Genomic DNA, 19124 nt, shown 5'->3' on the forward strand with positions numbered 1-19124 from the left:
ATCAGCCCTCCTTCGCCCGTTCGGTTATTTTGTCGGCTTCGATCGTGCGAAGGCGGTTGATGCGGATCGACTGGTGGGCGAGTGCCACGAGGATCAGTACCGTCGAGCCGACCACCAGCATGAAGACGCCGAGATCGAAGAGAAGTGCCGTCGCCGCCGGCACCTTGCCGATCAGCGGCACCGGCACATACTGGAAATGCGAGGTGAGGAACGGATAGCCGAGGATCCAGGCACCGATGCCGGTCGCGGTCGCCGTGAGCAGCCCTATACCCATCCAGCGCAAGGGCAGGATGCGGATGCGATCCTCCGCCCAGCGCGTGCCGCCGGCGAGATATTGCAAAAGGAAGGCGATCGACAGCGTCAGGCCGGCCGAAAAGCCGCCGCCAGGAAGATCATGCCCGCGCATGAAGATATAGACGGCGAAAGTGATGATGACCGGGAACATCCACTGCATGATCACCGATGGCACCAGCAGATAGTCGCGCACCGTATCACCCGCATTGCGTTCCGGCATCTCCTCGTCGAAACGGTTCTGAATCCGCTGCTGCTCGGGCATCGCCATGCTGTCCGGTGCCGGACGGAAGCGCCGGAGCAGCGCATAGACCGTCAGCGCCACGATACCGAGTACGGTGATTTCGCCGAGCGTATCGAAGCCGCGGAAATCGACCAGGATGACATTGACGACATTGCGCCCGCCACCCTCGGAATAGGCATTGGCGAGGAAATAGTTGGCGATGGTGTCCGGCACCGGCATGGTCATCACGGCATAGGAGATGAAGGTCATGCCGATGCCGCAGATGATGGCGATCCAGAGGTCGCGGAAGCGCCGGAAGCGCGCCCGGAAGGTGACCGATTCATCCATCTTCTCGGTGCGCTTCGGCAGCCAGCGCAGCCCGAGCAGGATCAGAACCGTGGTGACGATCTCGACCAGCAGCTGGGTGATTGCGAGATCCGGCGCCGACAGCCAGACGAAGGTGATGCAGACGATCAGCCCGATGCCGCCAAGCATGACGAGTGCCGCCAGCCGGTGATACTTGGCCATATAGGCCGTGCCGACGGCAAGGCAGATGCCGATCGCCCAGATGCCGGCGAACGGCTTGTCGACACCGGTAAACACGAAGTTGCGCGGTTCGAAACCGGAAAGCCACAGCGGCAACAGGCCGGCGGCAAAGCCGGTGACCACCACCCAGCGCAGCTGTGGCTGCAGGTTGCGCGTACCGAGCCGCTGCTCGGCCATGCGTGCCCAGCGCCAGGAGACTTCGACGAGGATGCGCTCGAAGATGCGCTGTCCCCTTAAGCGCCGGATCAACGGAGGACCGTCCTCGCAGGTTGCGAGATAATGGCGCAGCACCGAGTAGAGCGCCGTGCCGCCGATCAGAGCGATGATGCTCATCACGAGCGGCAGGTTGAAACCATGCCAGATCGCAAGGCTGTATTCCGGCATGCGCGACCCGAGCACGCTGACGGCCGCCGTGTGCAGGAACGGTCCGATCGAAAAGGTGGGCGCTATGCCGACGACAAGGCAGATGACCACCAGAAGCTCGATCGGGAACCGCATCCAGCGCGGCGGCTCATGCGGCGTGTCCTTCGGCAGGTTGGTCGGCGAACGGCCGAAAAACACCGTGTGGATGAAGCGCACCGAGTAAGCGACGCTGAAGGCGCCCGAGAGCGTCGCGACATAGGGAAGGATCCGGTCGAGGATCGAATCCGCATGGGTCTCGATCGCTTCGGCGAAGAACATTTCCTTCGACAGGAAGCCATTGAGAAGCGGCACGCCGGCCATCGCGGCACTCGCCACCATCGCAAGCGTCGCGGTGATCGGCATATAGCGAAAAAGCCCGCTCAGGCGCCGCATGTCGCGCGTGCCGGTCTCGTGGTCGATAATACCGGCCGCCATGAACAGCGACGCCTTGAAGGTCGCATGGTTGAGCATGTGGAAGATGGCGGCAACGGTCGCAAGCGGACTGCCGAGGCTGAGCAGCGTCGTGATCAGCCCGAGATGGCTGATCGTCGAATAGGCGAGCAGCCCCTTGAGGTCCTGCTGGAAGATGGCGAAGAAGGCGCCGATCAGAAGCGTGATGATGCCGGCCGCTCCCACCAGCCAGAACCATTCCGGGCTTCCCGCCAGGGCCGGCCAGAAGCGGGCAAGCAAGAAGACGCCTGCCTTCACCATCGTTGCCGAATGCAGGAAGGCGGAAACCGGCGTCGGCGCCGCCATCGCATTGGGCAGCCAGAAATGGAATGGAAACTGCGCGCTCTTGGTCAGCGCGCCGAGCAGGATCAGCACCAGCGCCGGCACATAGAGCGCGTGGCTGCGAATGAGATCACCGGATGCCAGGATCTTGTCGAGATCATAGCTGCCGACGATGTTGCCGAGCAGCAGCAGCCCGATCAGCAGGCAGAAACCGCCGATCCCGGTAATCGTCAGCGCCATGCGGGCACCGTCGCGCGCTGCCGCCGCGTTGTGCCAGTAGCTGATCAATAGGAAGGACGAAATGCTCGTCAACTCCCAGAAGATCGAGAGCAGGATGACATTGCCCGACAGCACGATGCCGAGCATCGCGCCCATGAAGAACAGGAAGAAGGAAAAGAACCGCGGAACCGGATCCTCTTCCGACATGTAGTAGCGCGCATAGACGGTGACGAGAAAACCAATGCCGGAAATCAGCACGCAGAACATCCACGCAAAACCGTCAAGGCGCAGCGTGAAGTTCAGCCCGAGCTGCGGGATCCAGTCGAGATTGTAGCGCAGGACGTTGCCGTCGGTGACCTGCGGATAGGCGGCCACGACGATGAGGAGGCAGAAAAGAGCGATGATGGAGGCAAGCCGCGACGGCAATGCCACCGACCGGGTATTCAGGAGCAGGACGGAAAGAATGCTTCCGATGAACGGCAGGGCCAGCAAGATGACAAGAAACTGCGGCGCAAGCGTTATCCCAATGTCCCATCCCTTCATTGTCTCGGCATATTAGTCCTTAATGATGAAGAGGGAAGCCCCACTAGCCAACCGGATCAAACTGCCATATATGATTGATTCTGACCAATATGGGCAATTTGGAACAATGGGTCAACCGGACCGGGAAAAGTTTCTGACACCTGCCCTCTGTCGGGCAAGTCGTGGTTTTCTCGATTGGACGCAAGGCGATCTGGCTGACCGCTCGGGCGTATCGCGTAGCACGATCCGTGACTATGAAGGCGACCGCCACGAGGTTCACCGTTCGACGGAGGCACAATTGCGCCGCGCCTTTGAGGATGGCGGCCTGACATTCATGTCGGTTGACGGCGCAGGCACCGCGATCTTCCCCGACGACAAGCCATCGTCTGGAAGTTAGATCCGCGCATCTGGCCCCAGACATCGTCCCCGCCGGGAATGTCTCATCGGCCAGCGATGCGCCTCCATTACAAGCCGCTATGAGTTCTCAGATCGATCGAACGGCCTCGGCGGAGGGCAGCGTATCATCCTCCGATGGCTTCTCCAGGCTCGCCAGGCAATCCAGCAACTGTTCGCGAAGGTCATAGAGGGCATCGCCGAAGAGATCGTCGCCGTCCCGATAGGTAAGGGCGAGGTCGGCGACCTCGCTATAGGCTGCGGCTTCGACCGCACAGCGCGGCCCCGACACACCGCCGCCTCCCATCTTTCCTGCACCTTGCCCGGCCAGCGTGCCTACCGCTGGAAGCAGGGCCGAAGCAAATGTCGAGGACGACAGGATCAGGAAGGCGGCAGTGATACGCATCAGGTCATTTCCTATGCAAAATTCCGTTCACGTCTCCGGCCGGGAGGCCGAAACCAGACGTCAGCTCTTCCGCTTGGCCATGATGCCGGCAATGGTGGACGAGCATGCGGATGACAGCTTGTCCTTCTTCTGGTTGATGCAGGCCATCAGCTTGCCGTCGCCGGGCGCGATCCCCGGGCAAAGCTCCTGGAAGTCCTGTTTGCAATTGTCCCGCAAGGCGAGCTTGTCCGACATCGACAGCTGTTGGGCGGAAGCAACGCTTGCAGACGCAAGAAAGGCAACAGCGAGATATTTGAACATGATCTTTTCCTTATGAGGTCTGTTCCAAAGATTGGACCGGCCATTGCGGCCCGGCGGCGCAAACGGAAGCCGATACCGGCAACCCGTTTGCAGGGGAGGTTTTCGCATCGCCACGTCGCATGTTGATGTCCAGATTGTTGCCGTTCTTTGCAGGCAGCCCGGCCGACTGGTCACATGCCCGTTGTCGCTGCGCCATCGATATTGGCAACCGGCAACCGGACCATTGCTCTCAATCCGGACGCATTGCTGCGGTTGGAAAGCTCGATCGATCCACCCTGCGCCTCGACAATCTGCTTGACGATGGCAAGCCCGAGACCTGTTCCGCCGTGCGCCCGGTTGCGCGATGGCTCGCCGCGAAAGAACGGTTCGAAGACCAGCGCCAGATCTTCGTCGCGAATGCCCGGCCCGTCATCTTCGATAGTCACGATCGCACTATCTCCATGCCGCGCAGTACTGATCCGGGCGTGATCGCCGTAACGGAGAGCGTTGGAGAGAAGGTTGTCGATAACCCTGGTGAGGGCTGTCGGCGGCACCCGCACGAAAAGCGGCATAACGGCAGGCGAGATCTGCATGCGGCTGCCTTCCGGGTCCATCTCCGCAACACAGCGCCCGACAGTCTCGTTGAGATCGATCGCTTCCGCCTCGAAATTCGCAGACGAGGACTCGCTGGCGAACAACAGAACATCCCCGAGCAGCCGCTCCATCGCCTCGACGTCGTGGATTGCCTTTTCCTTGTGGGCCGACGCCGGCATGATTTCCAACCGTAGCCGGAACCGCGTCAGATAGGTCTTCAGGTCGTGCGAGATCGCACCGAGAAAAAGCGTCCGGTTGTTGACGAGGCCGAGAATTCGGCCCTGCATGTTGTTGATCGCCCTGATCAGGGTGCGCAGTTCGCGTGCTCCGCGTTCCTTCACTTCCACCGGCTCTATACTGTTTCCAAGCTCGTCGATGCTTTGTGCGAGCTGCGCCAGCGGCCGCGTTTCACGCGCGACGGCGAGAATCGCCAGGAGCGCGACGGCTATGCCGAAAAAGCCTGCAAGAAAGCCGATAGGCATGTTCCAGACACGCAGGGTCGTGGTGTCGGAGACGGTAAAGATGACAAATTCCCCGCTTTTCAACTGCGTGACGAATGTCATGGTGAAGACGTTCGACTTTTCCTTCTGCCCCTCCACTGCACCCGCCCGCACCGTGATGCCTGGCCGGTAATCGTCGAGCATCGACTGGGCAAGCACCCGCATACGTGTGAAACTGAATTCGTCGACGAAACCCGGAGGGACAGTATCGGTGATTTCTGCTCGAAAGCCGTTGACGTTGGCGACGGCCAGCGCGCGCGGGAGTAAGTTCTCCGGCGTATCGTCAAGTAACTGAACGATGTTGGCGATGCGGTTTGCGATGGCATAGGGCGGTAGCGGTGAGCGCTCCGACTGCCACATATAGGACGTGACAACAGCCATTTGGCCGAGAAATAGGGCTATGGTGACAATCAGCGCTATTCTGGCAACGATGCCAAGTTGGCTCATAACATCTCAGCCGTCAGTAATGCGCGGGTTGAAAAGATAGCCGGCATTGCGCACCGTGGTGATGACCTGGACATCCGGCGGCAGGCACGCCGCAAGCTTGGTACGCAAGCGGGAGATCGTTACGTCGATCGTCCTGTCATAGGCATCCGTCGCTGAGCCGCGCGTATAATCCAGCAGCTGGTCACGGGACAGCACCCGCTTTGGCCTCTCCAGAAAACAGGCAAGCAGATCGAATTCCGCCGTCGTCAGCGGCACCGACGCACCGTCTTCTGTGGTGATGCTGCGCGCATCTGGATCGACGACCAGCCCAGCGAAGCGCTTGATGGCACTGCCGACCGCCGGCTGCGCAGCAGAATTCGTCCTTCGAAGAACGGCACGGATGCGGGCAAGAAGCTCTCGGGGATTGAACGGCTTTCCGATATAGTCATCGGCACCGAATTCCAGGCCGACGATCCGGTCGATCTCCGCCGACTTGGCCGTCAGCATGATGATCGGCACCTGCGAGCGGGCGCGAATGCGCCGGCAGAAGGAAAGCCCGTCCTCGCGCGGCATCATCAGGTCCAGGATGACGAGATCGGCCCAGCGGCGCTCGATAAGCCTGTCGGCGGAGGGCGGGCTGTCCGCTGTCTGCACCAGATAGCCTTCCCCGGTCAGGAATTCGTCCAGCAGTTCGCGGATTTCGGGATCGTCCTCGACGACCAGAATTTTCAAAGCCTCATCCATGTCCCTTGCTCCTTGTCAAAAGGGGGCAATCATCTCGTAACATTCCGTCACACGGACGGCATCATCCCGCAAACTGAAAGGCCTATAATCTGCGCGATCCGCGTTTATTGGAACCCATCATGACCTCGCCACCTCGACCCGCCACCACGTCCCGCCAGATCGTCCAGCTCAAACGTCGTCAGGGTAATATCCTCGTTGCAGGTATCCTTTTTGCGGCAGCGGGCCTGATGTTCTTCTGCAACATAATTGCGGTTGCCGGTGTGTCCTGGCCAGTCATCGGCCTGATGCTGATCGCAACCGGAATGTTGCAGTTCTACGCGATCTGGCAGATCCGCCAACACGTGCATCTCCCAGCCTGGGGCCTTGTCGTCGTCTTCTACATAACTTTCGGGCTGTTTGCATTGACCGCTCCGGGTCGCCGGTTTGCCGGTCTGGCACTTGTGTTCTTTGCCGGCCTTGTCGCCATCGGCATCCTCCGTTGCCATTGCGGCTATGTATCGCGGCGTGGCGGCCGCGGATGGTATTGGCTGTTGGCGGGCGGGACGGTAACGGTCGCGATTGGCGGCCTTCTGGCGCTTCGCTGGCCGCTCAACGAACTCTCCCTCGTCAGTCAATTGCTGGCTATCGACCTTGCGCTCAACGGACTGGCCCTGATCGCCTTTGCCGTGCAGCTTGGTCATGCCGCAGCAGACGGTGCCAAGGAGCGAACCGGAGACCGGTAACGGCTGTCATCCGGCCGCCTTCGGTTTCATCAGCTCCCTTAAAGACGTCGCGGTCGCCGAGGCGCCGTGGTCGATACCGGCCTTGGCCGCATCGAGCGGCATGATGCTTGCCGGAATGTTGAGCGCGTTCGGATATTGCCGCGTTACAAAGGCATAGACGAGCTTGCCGTCGACGGAATTGAACAGCTCGACGGCATAGAGCACCGCGCCGTTGAAACTTCCTGGGAGGCCGGTTGCCGCCCGAACGCCGCTCATCGCAAAACCGACAGGCGTGACTTTTGTCACCGTGCTGAGAACCGGCACGCTCTTGTCGGCGCCGGTGATTGTCACCCGCATGCGAAGAACGTCGTTTCCTGCCGCATTCGCCAGCATCTGTCGCTGCGCCAGTTCGGCGCGGAATTTCGTCTCCGCATGGCGCGCCAGATCCTGCTTGGCGTTATCATCGAGGCTGCCGAACTGCTGGTCTAGGCCGTGGTAGATCTGCACCGGCTCCAGCAGGATCGCGGAGTAGGATTTGAGCTTGGCCGGGTCGAGATCGGTATTGAATACGATGCGCCTGTCGCCGCCGCCGGTGCTGGCATGCAATTGGGCAGCGGATGCCAGGCCCTCGTAACGCACCGGCTGCGTGCCGCAAGAGGCGCATAGCAGGCCGAGGCCTAGGGCAACTCCACCACGAACGGCCGTGCCCGCCCTCTCGTGAACCACCATGAGCAATTCCCCCTGAACGTCGTCTGATGTCGCCCGAGCTGGTGCCCGATGGCGGGAGGCCATCAACAGACAGATGGTTTTCCAGCGGATTTCAGGAATATTGCAGTTTGTTGCAGCGAGGACATGCGAGCCGCCTGCAAACTTCTGTATCAAATCTGAAACAGGCTTTCAAAGCCGTTGGGGCACGATCGGGCTATTCAACAACAGGAGCCCATAACCCCATGGTTCAACATCGTTCTAAGGCAAATATGAGCGCGGGGAGCCGGCGCCCGGTTCGCTTCCCCATCTCACACTTCTCGATGTCGCGCTTTTCCGTGTCGCGTATCGGCAGGCCGCTCCTTGCCTTCCTGCTTGCGCTCGCAGTTATCCTGCCCTTCGGTGGGCTGACTCAAGCCTCGGCTGCCGTCGGCGGTGTCACCATGACCAGCGTCAACCTGCGTGCCGGGCCAAGCACGCGCTATCCGGCCGTCATTACCATGCCGCCGAGCGCGTCGCTAAGTGTCTATGGGTGCATAGCCGACAGATCATGGTGTGACGTCAGCTGGAGCGGCAGCCGCGGCTGGGTCGCTGCAAGCTATATCCAGGTCTATTACGCCGGCCGTACCACCGTGCTGACGCCAGCCATCGTTCCCGCCATCGGCATTGCTACCGTCGCCTTCAGCGCGGCCTATTGGGATACCTATTACCATTCGCAGCCCTGGTATGGTCAGTGGAACCACTACTATGTTGGCTCATCCAGAACGGTGGTCGGCGGCTGCGGTGAACATGGTTGCGGCGGAGCTGTCGTAACCCGTGGCCCCTATGGTGGCGGCCACGCCGCCGCCGGCGGATGCCACGATGGTCATTGCGGCGGTGCCTCGGCAACGCATGGCCCGCGCGGCGGTGCGCATGCGGCGGTCGGCGGCTGCAATGACGAGCGCTGCGGCGGTGCCTCCGTTACCCGCGGCCCTTATGGCAACACGGTGATCCGCCGCGGCGGCTTCGACCGGCCCTGACCCGTGGTTTTCCCGAAAGAGCGTCCCGCAGCCAATCTGCCTGCGGGATGCTGTGCAACGCTTCAATATCGGCTTGAACCCTGTTGTTGAGGGACTGCCCGCAGTGCAGTTCAAAAACCTTCCAGCACCACCTTGCCCCTGGTCCTGCCGCTTTCGATTGCCGCATGTGCCTTCCTGAGGTTATCCGCATTGATCGGCGACAGCGTTTCCGTCACGGTCGTGCGGATCTTGCCTTCGTCGATCAGGCGCGACACGTCGTTGAGCAGCCTGCCCTGCTCTCCCATGTCCGCCGTCTCGAAGATCGAACGGGTAAACATAAGCTCCCAGTGAATGGAGACGGCCTTGCGCTTGAAGCCGACCACATCGAGGCTCTGCGGATCGTCGATCAGTCCGAAGCGGCCCTGCGGCGCAATCAGCTCGATGATCTCCTTCAGGTGATGATCGGTCCCCGTAGTGGAAAACACGAAGGCGGGCGCGCCTATGCCAAGCGCTGCCACCTGTTCCGCTATCGGCCGGGAATGATCGATGACATGATGGGCACCGAGCGCCCTCACCCAGTCCTGCGTCTCCGGTCGCGAGGCCGTGGCGATGACGGTCACATCCGTCAATGCTCGAACCAGCTGGATGGCGATCGAACCGACCCCGCCGGCCCCTCCGATAATCACAATCGCATTGGCGGCACCGGCAACCGGCTTGCGGATGTCGAGCCGGTCGAACAGCATCTCCCAGGCGGTGATCGCGGTCAGCGGCATGGCTGCGGCTTCGGCATTCGACAGGCTTGCCGGCTTCTTGCCGACAATGCGTTCGTCGACCAGGTGAAACTGGCTATTGGCGCCGGGCCGTATAAGCGAGCCGGCATAAAACACCTCATCGCCCGGCTTGAAATCGCGTGCATCGGGGCCGACTTCGACCACCTTGCCGACGGCATCCCAGCCGAGCACCTTCCACTGGCCGGCTTCGGGATTGGCACCCTTCCTGACCTTGGTATCGACGGGATTGACGGAAATAGCATCCACTTCGACGAGGATATCCCGGCCCGACGGCGTCGGACGCGCGAGCTCGATATCCTCCAACGCGTCCGGGCGATCGATGGCGCCTGCTGCTCTGTAACCGATGGCTTTCATGACTTGCTCCTTCAATGGCCGACTAGGCACCAATTGATATAGAGCCAAAATGGAGTATGCTGGCAGATAAGCAATACGCACAAAAATAGCATGTAGTATCAAAAAGGATACTGTGATGGCCAAAGCCCGTCATACCCGTTTCGACTGCTCTCCCGGCTGCTCGGTGGAGGCCGCGATCGGCCTCATCGACGGCAAGTGGAAATCGGTCATTCTCTTTCATCTGCTTGCGGGAACCCTACGATTCAGCGAGATCCGCAAGCACATCGAAAATGTCACGCCGCGCATGCTCACCAACCAGCTTCGCGAACTCGAAGAGGATGGCCTGATCGACCGCAAGGTTTACGCTCAGGTCCCTCCCAAGGTGGAATACAGCCTGTCGCCCCTTGGTCGCAGCATGGAGCCCATCCTTCTGGCGCTGAAATACTGGGGCGACGCCAATATCAGCCTCTATGGCAAGCCCCGCGGCATCGATCCGCGCGAACAGAAAGCTGCTTCAACAGAGCAAGCACGAGCCTGATCGTTTCCGGCCGCATCTGTTTTCCATGGACGACGGCGTCTGAAATCGATCTAATCCATCAAAACGGGACACGGGCGGAGACGGTAGTGCGACATATCGGTTTCATCATGGAAGACGGGTTCCAGGTCATGGGCATGGCAGCCCTCACCGCCTTCGAATTTGCCAATGAAGCGCTCGGCAAGGAAATGTACCGGCTCACCGTGATGTCGCAGAAGGGCGGCGCCATCCGCTCCTCTCTCGGCATCCGGATCGAGACGCAGCCGCTTGGCGATTTTCCCGATACGCTGATGGTGGTGGGCGAACTGTCGCCCAAGCCGACGCCGGCTCCGTTGCTCGATTATATCCGCACCGCCGGCAGCCAGTCCCGCCGCGTCGCCGGTGTCTGCACCGGAGCGTTTCTTCTGGCGGAAGCCGGCCTCCTCGATGGCAGGACCGTAACCACCCATTGGGCCCATGCCCGCACTCTGCAGGAGCGGTATCCGAATATCGTCGTCGATGACGACCGCATCTTCTCTCACGATGGACATATCTGGACTTCGGCCGGCATGAGCGCGGCAATCGACCTGACGCTGGCGATGATCGAGGACGATCATGGGGCTGATCTTTCGCGCATGATCGCCCGAAAGATGGTCGTCTACCATCGCAGGCCGGGAGGGCAGTCGCAGTTTTCTGCTCTGCTGGAACTGGAACCGCGGTCGGACCGTGTCCGTCGCGCCCTCGTCTACGCCAAGGAGAACCTCAGGAACCCGCTGACGGTCGAGGAACTGGCAGAAGCAGCCCGCCTCAGCCCCCGGCAGTTTAGCCGCCTGTTCCGCGACGAGACCGGCCAGTCACCGGCAAAGGCGGTGGAACGCCTGCGGCTGGAGGCTGCCAAGGCGATGCTGGAGGATGGACGCCATCCGATGGACATCGTTGCCCGCGATACCGGCTTTGCCGATCGAGACCGGATGCGACGCGCCTTCCTGCGCTTCTTCGGCCATCCGCCACAAAGCCTTCGCCGCAGCCTGCGCCTCATAGAAGGCGACCGCAGCGAAGAACAGGCCGCCTGACGGATCCGACCTCCCGCCGATCCCGTACCAGGCATCGGCCTGTCATCACTTCAATCATGTCCTGAATTGACGTTTACTTGTCATTTGAGACAGAGCCCATCAGCTGCATGATCTCTCCATCGAAACGGCCTCTCCACCCGGATGGCGAACCTCACAGGAGAACGACCATGCAACTTGAGAACAACACGATCTTCGTCACCGGCGGTACCTCGGGCATCGGCCGCGCACTTGCCGAATCCTTCCACCGCCTTGGCAACAAGGTCATCATCGCCGGCCGGCGCAAGGCGCTGCTCGACGAAGTGACCGCTGCCAATCCGGGAATGGACGGAATCGAACTCGACATCGCCGACGAGGCCGATATCGACCGCGTCGCCGCCCGGCTGATCCGCGACTATCCGGCCCTCAACGTGCTCGTCAACAATGCCGGCATCATGCCCTTCGACGATGTCTCCGGGAAGATCGACGACGCCCAGTCGCGCCGCATCATCGATACCAATCTGCTTGGCCCGATCCGCCTCACCTCTGCTCTCATCGACCATCTGAAGAGCCAGCCGAGGGCCACCATCATCCACAACACCTCGGTTCTGGCCTACCTGCCGCTGGCCACCACGGCCGTCTACTCGGCCACCAAGGCAGCCCTGCATTCCTATGCATTGTCGCAGCGCTTCCAGCTGCGCGGCAGCAATGTCCGCGTCCAGGAAATCGCCCCGCCATGGGTGGATACCGACCTGATCCGCAAGAGCGGCGATCCCCGCGCCATGCCGCTCGATATCTTCATCGAGAAGACCATGGCGGGCCTCGCAACGGAGGCGGAAGAAGTCGTCGTCGAGGAAATCCGCGCCATCCGCGACAATCCGGGCAGCGGCGAGCACGCGCTCATCAATGCCTTCAACGAATCCCTGATCTCGAACCCGATCCCCGTCTGAGGGAAAGGCCGACAGCCGGCCGCTCACGCGAGCGGCCGGCTTTGCCGGTCGGAGGTAGCCATGTTGCAAAATCATGATCTGCAATCCGCCACGCCGGTGGGGAGCCCCGACCTGCGCGCACCCGCTCCGTCCATGCTGCCGGCATGGTTTCTGGCGCTCGGGACCTTCGCCATAGGCACCGAAGGCTTCATGATCGCCCCGCTCCTGCCGACGATCGCCGGCGATCTTGCGATGAGCCTGTCCGCAACGGCCATGCTGGTCGTTGTCTTCACTCTGGTTCTCGCCTTGAGCTCTCCCGTCGCGACGGTGCTGACGGCAAGGCTGCGGCGCCGCGATACGCTGCTTCTCGCCATGTCGGTCTTCATGGGCGGCAACCTGATCGCAGCCTTTGCACCGCGCTTCGACACACTCATTCTTGCCCGCATCCTGATGGCAGTCGCCGCAGGCCTTTACGCCCCGAACGCCAATGCGCTCGCCGGCATGATCGTGCCGTCCGAAAAGCGCGGCCGGGCACTTGCCATCGTCAGCGGCGGCATGACGATTGCGATTGCCCTCGGCCTGCCGCTCGGTTCGGTCATCGGCCACGCCTTCGGCTGGCGCGCGACATTTCTGATGGTCGCCGGCATGAGCGCCATCGCCGTGATCGGCATTCTCTTCGGTGTCGAACGACAGGCGGGTGCCCATATGGCGATACCGAGCCTTGCCCAGCGCATCGGCGTCGTCCGCCGCAAGCCGGTCCTGCAACTCTTGTCGGTGACGCTGTTCTGGTCCATGGGCGCCTATACTGCCTATCCTTATATAGCACCCTATCTTTCAGGGACGCTTGGCCTTGGCGATATCGGCATTGCCGCAACCGTGACCCTTTGGGGCATATTCGCAGCGTTCGGCGTCTTTGCAGGCGGCGCACTCAATGACCGGTTCGGATCCTCGACGGTCGCAAGCCTGTCCCTGGTGGCGCTCGCAACCTCCTTCGCCTTCCTGGCGCTTGCCACCATCCTGCCGGCTGCTGCTGCGTTTCTGCTGGCACTTCTTGCCGTCGCCGGTTGGGGTTTCAGCGTCTGGTCCTTCTTCCCGGCACAGATGGCCCGGCTGATCGTCGCCGGGGGCCAGTCGCAGGCCTCGCTCGCCCTGTCGCTCAACACCTCCACCATGTATCTCGGCTTCTCCATCGGCAGCGCGCTCGGCGCCGGCATCATCGCAGGTGGTGGGGTATGGATGATCGGCGCAGCCGCGGCCGCGATGGAAATTCTTGCTCTGCTGCTCAATGGCCTGTGGAGCCGCAGCAAGTCATGATCGCTCAGCCGTCAAAGCGCCGGGAAGCTGCGGCCACGAACAGGAAGACCAATCGGCAGCAGCGCGCCGCCGGTTAGCCGTCATGCGCGCGAATGACGTCGAGAAATGCGTCGCCATAGCGTTCGAGCTTCGCCTGACCGACACCGGAAATGTCGAGAAACGCGTCATGGCTGGCCGGACGCAGCGTCGCGAACGCCACAAGGGTCGTATCGGCGAACACGACATAGGGCGGAATGGAAAGATCCTTGGCGATCTCCATCCGTTTGCGCCGCAAGGCCTCGAACAGGCCCATGTCCGCCTCGTCCAGTTGCGAACGGGCGCCTTTTGCCGACGATGAAAGGGTCCGGTCGGCCTTGCGGCCGGTCGGGCGGTCCTTGCGGAAATGCACCTCTCTCTCGTGGCGGAACACCGCTCTCGCGTCGGGCTCCAGCTTCAGCGCCCCGAATGCATCGTGATCGACCCTGATCAGGCCGGCAGCCAGAAGCTGGCGATAGACCGACTGCCAGGTTTTCAACGGCAGGTCGCGGCCGGCGCCGAACACCGGCATCTCGGTATGGCCGAAACGACGGGTCTTGTCATTGTCGTTGCCGAGCAGCACATCGATGACATGACCGGTGCCGAACCGCTCGCCGGTTCTGTAGATCGCCGCCAGTGCCTTGATCGCAGCCTCCGTCCCCTCCCAGGTATCGACCGGTTTGAGGCAGGTATCGCAATTGCCGCATTGCCCGGCATGCGCCTCGCCGAAATGCGCAAGGATCGCCTGGCGCCGGCAACCCGCCGTCTCGCAAATGCCGAGCAGCGCATTGAGCTTGGCACGCTCCACTCGCTTCACGTCGTCGCTGGAATTGCCGCCGTCAATCATCCGCCCGCGCTGGATGACGTCGGCCATGCCATAGGCCATCCACACTTCCGAAGGCAGGCCGTCACGCCCTGCGCGCCCGGTCTCCTGATAATAAGCCTCGACCGAGCCCGGCAGGTCGAGATGGGCGACATAACGCACATTCGGCTTGTCGATACCCATGCCGAAGGCAACCGTGGCAACGAGGCAAAGCTCCTCTTCCTTCAGAAACGCATCCTGGTTGGCGTCACGAACCCCGCGCTCCATGCCGGCATGATAGGGCAGCGCGCGAATGCCCTGCGCCTCAAGCCATTCCGCCGTCTCCTCCACCTTGGCCCGCGACAGGCAATAGACGATGCCGCTCGCTCCCTTGTGCCGCGACAGGAACCGCAAGAGTTGCTGGCGCGGTTGGTCGCGCTCGACGATTTCATAGGCGATGTTGGGACGGTCGAAGGAAGAGATGAAGACCCTGGCACCCGTCAGCGCCAGCCTTTCGATGATGTCGTCGCGCGTATGCGGGTCGGCGGTGGCCGTCAGCGCCATTCTCGGCACGCCCGGATAAAGCCGTGCAAGCTCGCCGAGCTGGCGATATTCCGGACGGAAGTCATGCCCCCATTGTGAAACGCAATGCGCCTCGTCGATGGCAAAGAGCGCGATGCGGGCATTGCCGATCACATCCCGAAAACCGGGCGTGGTGATCCGCTCAGGCGTCACATAAAGCAGATCGAGTGACCCCGACACCAGATCGCGACGCACATCGTCGAACTCCTCCCGCGACAGGGAGGAATTCAGCGCCGCGGCACGCACGCCGACCTGCTTCAACGCCTCCACCTGGTCCCGCATCAGCGCGATCAGCGGCGAGACGACGATACCGACCCCTTGCCGGCAGAGCGCAGGGATCTGGAAACACAGCGACTTGCCCGCACCCGTCGGAAACAGCACGACGGCATCACCGCCCGACACGACATGATCGACCACGCCGGCCTGCTGGCCGCGAAACGACGGATAGCCATAGACGTTGCGCAATACCTCAAGCGGATCGCGCATCGCTCTTCCGCTAAAAGAGACCTCGGCCTCCTTTGTTCTTCCCTGCATGACACCCTCGGCTTTCGATAAGGTGGTTATGCCACAAGAAGGCTAACCGCTGCGAGTGTCTTGGGCGGAAAAAGCCCTTGGCGCGGCGGCCCTGTCCGAGAGGCTCAGGCGGGGGGCTCAAGTCAGGGGGCTTTGGAAAGCGCATCCCGTGCCGCACCTGAGACTGGTGTTGCACAGCGTTGTTCTGCGAGTTTGCGGTAATTTATTGAGGGCTTTGGTTGCGGGGGCAGGATTTGAACCTGCGGCCTTCAGGTTATGAGCCTGACGAGCTACCGGGCTGCTCCACCCCGCGCCAAGCGCAAGCGTTTGCTTGCGCGGTAGCGTCACAGCTATGCTGTGATGCTTTCTGCCGAAGCAACGAGGTGAGCTCGTTGTCTCCTGTAAGGTGGGCACCGGCCGAAGCCTGTGGGCCAACCTTCATTTATTTCGTTCTGCAAACAATAAAGGGCCGCTTTAGGCGGCCCAATCGGAGTTTCGGCTTGGGCCGAGATGTGTTGAGAAGATTGTTTTCATGCGTGTTGCATTCATTGCCTTTAAAAGACCTGGCAGCGACCTACTCTCCCGCGTCTTAAGACGGAGTACCATTGGCGCTGGGGCGTTTCACGGCCGTGTTCGGAATGGGAACGGGTGCGGCCGCCCCGCCATAACCACCAGGTCATTTAAGGGCAATGTGAAGAGAAGCTGGTTCACTCGAAGAGTGATTGATTGAACACGTCAGATGAACCTTTGCAGTCTGCATCGATGCTTTTGGCACCCATACAGGCCTTCAGGCCGTCGCCGATCGTTCGGCGGGCCGTCCGCAGGCAGCATCCGAAGGATGCGTACGCCGTCAGGACAAGGTTTAAGGCTTATCGTCGCCGCGGAAGCGGCGATGATGAGCATTGATCAATGAGAGCGATTAAGCCAATCGGGCTATTAGTAAGGCTAAGCTTCATGCATTGCTGCACGTCCACACGCCTCCTATCAACGTGGTCGTCTTCCACGGCCCTGATAGGGAATACTCGTTTTCAGGTGGGTTTCCCGCTTAGATGCCTTCAGCGGTTATCCCTTCCATATATAGCTACCCTGCTATGCCGTTGGCACGACAACAGGTCCACCAGAGATATGTCCATCCCGGTCCTCTCGTACTAGGGACAGATCCTGTCAATATTCCTACACCCACGGCAGATAGGGACCGAACTGTCTCACGACGTTCTGAACCCAGCTCACGTACCGCTTTAATTGGCGAACAGCCAAACCCTTGGGACCTGCTCCAGCCCCAGGATGCGATGAGCCGACATCGAGGTGCCAAACAACCCCGTCGATATGGACTCTTGGGGGTCATCAGCCTGTTATCCCCGGCGTACCTTTTATCCGTTGAGCGATGGCCCTTCCACGCGGGACCACCGGATCACTATGACCGACTTTCGTCTCTGCTCGACTTGTCAGTCTCGCAGTCAGGCGGGCTTATGCCATTGCACTCGACGACCGATTTCCGACCGGTCTGAGCCCACCATCGCGCGCCTCCGTTACTCTTTCGGAGGCGACCGCCCCAGTCAAACTACCCACCATACACTGTCCCGGATCCGGATGACGGACCGCGGTTAGACATCCATGACGATAAGGGTGGTATTTCAAGGATGGCTCCACGAAGACTGGCGTCCCCGCTTCAAAGCCTACCACCTATCCTACACATGCCGACACGAATGCCAGTGTAAAGCTATAGTAAAGGTGCACGGGGTCTTTCCGTCTAACCGCAGGAACCCCGCATCTTCACGGGGAATTCAATTTCACTGAGTCTATGCTGGAGACAGCGGGGAAGTCGTTACGCCATTCGTGCAGGTCGGAACTTACCCGACAAGGAATTTCGCTACCTTAGGACCGTTATAGTTACGGCCGCCGTTTACTGGGGCTTCGATTCAGAGCTTGCACCCCTCCTCTTAACCTTCCAGCACCGGGCAGGCGTCAGACCCTATACGTCGTCTTTCGACTTCGCAGAGCCCTGTGTTTTTGATAAACAGTCGCTACCCCCTGGTCTGTGCCACCCCAATCCACTTGCGTAAAAAGGGGTCACGCTTCTTCCGAAGTTACGCGTGCAATTTGCCGAGTTCCTTCAGCATAGTTCTCTCAAGCGCCTTGGTATACTCTACCTGACCACCTGTGTCGGTTTCGGGTACGGTCTATAACGGTGGAGCTATTTCCTGGAACCGCTTCCCTGCCCAATCAATCCAATAAGAATGAACAAGCTACGCGATCCGTCACTACCACCAGGCCCACGAATATTAACGTGGTTCCCATCGACTACGCATGTCTGCCTCGTCTTAGGGGCCGGCTAACCCTGCTCAGATTAACTTTAAGCAGGAACCCTTGGTCTTTCGGCGAGAGGGTCTCTCACCCTCTTTGTCGTTACTCATGTCAACATTCGCACTTCCGATATCTCCAGGGGCCCTCACGGGTCCCCCTTCACAGACTTACGGAACGCTCCGCTACCACGTGGATAAATCCACATCCTCAGCTTCGGTGCATGGCTTTAGCCCCGTTACATTTTCGGCGCAAAGACCCTTATTTAGACCAGTGAGCTGTTACGCTTTCTTTAAATGATGGCTGCTTCTAAGCCAACATCCTGGTTGTTTTGGGATCCTCACATCCTTTCCCACTTAGCCATGACTTGGGGACCTTAGCTGGAGGTCAGGGTTGTTGCCCTCTTCACGACGGACGTTAGCACCCGCCGTGTGTCTGCCGACTAGTACTCCCAGGTATTCGGAGTTTGGTTAGGATCAGTAAGACGGTGAGTCCCCATAGCCCATCCAGTGCTCTACCCCCTGGGGTATTCGGTCGACGCTCTACCTAAATAGATTTCGCGGAGAACCAGCTATCTCCGAGTTTGATTGGCCTTTCACCCCTAGCCACAAGTCATCCCAATCTATTGCAACAGATGCGGGTTCGGCCCTCCAGTTGGTGTTACCCAACCTTCAGCCTGCTCATGGCTAGATCACTCGGTTTCGGGTCTAATGCAACTAACTGAACGCCCTGTTCAGACTCGCTTTCGCTGCGCCTACACCTACCGGCTTAAGCTTGCTAGTTACACTAAGTCGTTGACCCATTATACAAAAGGTACGCCGTCAGGCTTGCGCCCTCCGACTGCTTGTAGGCATCCGGTTTCAGGTTCTATTTCACTCCCCTTGTCGGGGTGCTTTTCACCTTTCCCTCACGGTACTTGTTCGCTATCGGTCATGCACGAGTACTTAGGCTTGGAGAGTGGTCTCCCCATGTTCAGACAGGATTTCACGTGTCCCGCCCTACTCAAGGACAATCAGTGTTCTACGCCTACGGGACTGTCACCCACTATAGTCAAGCTTTCCAACTTGTTCGGCTTTATTCCTGATTGCCACTGGCCTGGTCCGCGTTCGCTCGCCACTACTTGCGGAGTCTCGGTTGATGTCCTTTCCTGCAGGTACTTAGATGTTTCAGTTCCCTGCGTTCGCTTCTAACACCCTATGTATTCAGGTGTAGATACCTTATAACAATACCTAGAAACCTAAACCGTGCCTAAACACGGCTTAAACTTTCTAGGTATTTAAGGTGGGTTGCCCCATTCGGA

15 protein-coding genes, 1 tRNA gene and 2 rRNA genes (1 of these 18 running past the window's edge) are annotated in these 19124 nt (G+C 60.3%); 7 read left to right on the top strand and 11 right to left on the bottom strand.

What is annotated here, in order from left to right:
- Window position 1 precedes the first annotated feature (1 nt).
- Window positions 2-2956 carry a monovalent cation/H+ antiporter subunit A gene (locus NCHU2750_RS18175; RefSeq protein ID WP_119941870.1) on the bottom strand — a complete coding sequence of 985 codons (2955 nt, stop codon included), beginning with the start codon at window positions 2954-2956 and terminating at the stop codon, window positions 2-4.
- A 106-nt stretch (window positions 2957-3062) separates the two neighbouring features.
- Here NCHU2750_RS18175 and NCHU2750_RS18180 point away from each other — a divergent pair, with 106 nt between their 5' ends.
- Window positions 3063-3332: a helix-turn-helix transcriptional regulator gene (locus NCHU2750_RS18180; protein WP_502703802.1), complete on the top strand. Its 270-nt coding sequence runs from the start codon at window positions 3063-3065 to the stop codon at window positions 3330-3332.
- Between the two features lie 87 nt (window positions 3333-3419).
- Here the strand turns inward: NCHU2750_RS18180 and NCHU2750_RS18185 are convergent, their stop codons facing one another.
- The 4 genes from NCHU2750_RS18185 to NCHU2750_RS18200 all read right to left on the bottom strand — a co-directional run bounded on the left by NCHU2750_RS18185 (window position 3420) and on the right by NCHU2750_RS18200 (window position 6277).
- A complete protein-coding gene (locus tag NCHU2750_RS18185; RefSeq protein WP_119941872.1) occupies window positions 3420-3734 on the bottom strand; it encodes a hypothetical protein in 315 nt (104 codons plus the stop codon).
- A 60-nt stretch (window positions 3735-3794) separates the two neighbouring features.
- A complete protein-coding gene (locus NCHU2750_RS18190; protein WP_245480280.1) occupies window positions 3795-4034 on the bottom strand; it encodes a cysteine rich repeat-containing protein in 240 nt (79 codons plus the stop codon).
- 170 nt (window positions 4035-4204) lie between these two features.
- The gene (locus NCHU2750_RS18195; RefSeq protein ID WP_119941876.1) at window positions 4205-5554 is read right to left on the bottom strand and encodes an ATP-binding protein; all 1350 of its coding nucleotides are present in this window, start codon (window positions 5552-5554) and stop codon (window positions 4205-4207) included.
- 6 nt (window positions 5555-5560) lie between these two features.
- The gene (locus NCHU2750_RS18200; RefSeq protein WP_119941878.1) at window positions 5561-6277 is read right to left on the bottom strand and encodes a response regulator; all 717 of its coding nucleotides are present in this window, start codon (window positions 6275-6277) and stop codon (window positions 5561-5563) included.
- A 119-nt stretch (window positions 6278-6396) separates the two neighbouring features.
- Here NCHU2750_RS18200 and NCHU2750_RS18205 point away from each other — a divergent pair, with 119 nt between their 5' ends.
- Window positions 6397-6999 (top strand): HdeD family acid-resistance protein, encoded by a 603-nt coding sequence (locus tag NCHU2750_RS18205; protein ID WP_119941880.1) that lies wholly within the window; start codon window positions 6397-6399, stop codon window positions 6997-6999.
- A 6-nt stretch (window positions 7000-7005) separates the two neighbouring features.
- Here NCHU2750_RS18205 and NCHU2750_RS18210 read toward each other — a convergent pair whose 3' ends face one another.
- Window positions 7006-7707, bottom strand: coding sequence for a DUF3313 domain-containing protein (locus NCHU2750_RS18210; protein WP_162939674.1), 702 nt, complete (start codon window positions 7705-7707; stop codon window positions 7006-7008).
- Between the two features lie 299 nt (window positions 7708-8006).
- Between NCHU2750_RS18210 and NCHU2750_RS18215 the strand changes: the two genes are divergently transcribed.
- Entirely contained in the window at window positions 8007-8702 is a 696-nt protein-coding gene (locus NCHU2750_RS18215; RefSeq protein ID WP_162939675.1) for an SH3 domain-containing protein, read from the top strand.
- Window positions 8703-8812: 110 nt separating this feature from the next.
- Here NCHU2750_RS18215 and NCHU2750_RS18220 read toward each other — a convergent pair whose 3' ends face one another.
- Complete coding sequence (locus tag NCHU2750_RS18220; protein ID WP_119941887.1) at window positions 8813-9826, bottom strand: zinc-binding alcohol dehydrogenase family protein; 1014 nt, start codon at window positions 9824-9826, stop codon at window positions 8813-8815.
- A 115-nt stretch (window positions 9827-9941) separates the two neighbouring features.
- On the opposite strand from NCHU2750_RS18220, the gene NCHU2750_RS18225 reads away from it, so the two are divergent.
- The 4 genes from NCHU2750_RS18225 (at window position 9942) to NCHU2750_RS18240 (ending at window position 13611) form a co-directional block, all read left to right on the top strand.
- Complete coding sequence (locus NCHU2750_RS18225; protein ID WP_119941889.1) at window positions 9942-10343, top strand: winged helix-turn-helix transcriptional regulator; 402 nt, start codon at window positions 9942-9944, stop codon at window positions 10341-10343.
- 86 nt (window positions 10344-10429) lie between these two features.
- Window positions 10430-11392, top strand: coding sequence for a GlxA family transcriptional regulator (locus tag NCHU2750_RS18230; protein WP_119941891.1), 963 nt, complete (start codon window positions 10430-10432; stop codon window positions 11390-11392).
- A 167-nt stretch (window positions 11393-11559) separates the two neighbouring features.
- Window positions 11560-12318: an SDR family oxidoreductase gene (locus tag NCHU2750_RS18235; protein WP_119941892.1), complete on the top strand. Its 759-nt coding sequence runs from the start codon at window positions 11560-11562 to the stop codon at window positions 12316-12318.
- 60 nt (window positions 12319-12378) lie between these two features.
- Window positions 12379-13611: an MFS transporter gene (locus tag NCHU2750_RS18240; protein ID WP_119941894.1), complete on the top strand. Its 1233-nt coding sequence runs from the start codon at window positions 12379-12381 to the stop codon at window positions 13609-13611.
- A 73-nt stretch (window positions 13612-13684) separates the two neighbouring features.
- Here NCHU2750_RS18240 and recQ read toward each other — a convergent pair whose 3' ends face one another.
- The 4 genes from recQ to NCHU2750_RS18260 form a co-directional block, all read right to left on the bottom strand.
- Window positions 13685-15544 carry a DNA helicase RecQ gene (gene recQ, locus NCHU2750_RS18245; protein WP_119941896.1) on the bottom strand — a complete coding sequence of 620 codons (1860 nt, stop codon included), beginning with the start codon at window positions 15542-15544 and terminating at the stop codon, window positions 13685-13687.
- Between the two features lie 215 nt (window positions 15545-15759).
- Window positions 15760-15836 (bottom strand) — tRNA-Met (locus tag NCHU2750_RS18250).
- Window positions 15837-16084: 248 nt separating this feature from the next.
- Window positions 16085-16199 (bottom strand): 5S ribosomal RNA (rrf, locus tag NCHU2750_RS18255).
- 239 nt (window positions 16200-16438) lie between these two features.
- Window positions 16439-19124: ribosomal RNA gene (locus tag NCHU2750_RS18260) — 23S ribosomal RNA — on the bottom strand; it runs 113 nt beyond the window's last position.

This window comes from Neorhizobium sp. NCHU2750 (genome assembly GCF_003597675.1).
Classification (GTDB): Bacteria; Pseudomonadota; Alphaproteobacteria; order Rhizobiales; family Rhizobiaceae; genus Neorhizobium.